The organism is Verminephrobacter aporrectodeae subsp. tuberculatae At4, assembly GCF_000193225.1.
In the GTDB taxonomy this organism is placed as follows: Bacteria; Pseudomonadota; Gammaproteobacteria; order Burkholderiales; family Burkholderiaceae_C; genus Acidovorax; species Acidovorax aporrectodeae.
This window is the reverse complement of sequence record NZ_AFAL01000620.1, coordinates 1-281: the sequence shown is the minus strand read 5'-3', so window position 1 is coordinate 281 and position 281 is coordinate 1. Positions and strand designations below refer to the sequence as shown.

At 69.4% G+C, this 281-nt stretch carries 1 protein-coding gene; it reads right to left on the bottom strand.

The genetic code is table 11. The features are described from left to right. Positions 1–281, bottom strand: a 281-nt coding sequence (locus VTU_RS28440; protein ID WP_010107154.1) for an RHS repeat protein, incomplete at both ends; no start/stop codon positions are given.

Sequence of the window (281 nt, the reverse complement as noted above, 5' to 3'; positions counted from 1 at the left end):
ACGCGCCGCTCGTTGGGGTCGTAGTGGTAGCGGTTGACTTGTTTTTCTGCCCTTGCGCCTGCACTCCGGCGACCAGGCGGTTGCGTGCGTCGTAGGCGTAGCTGCTGCGCCCGGACTCTCCCGCGCGGTCCTCGCGGTGCAGCAGGTTGCCGCGCGTATCCCACAGGTAGCGTTGGTCCATGAGCGCCTGCGGGTCCGCTGCCAAGCCCAGCGCGCCGGGCAGGGTGTTGTCGGATTCTGGGTTCCCGGGCTTGGCCTGTGCCTGGGCGTGTGCGCTGCGG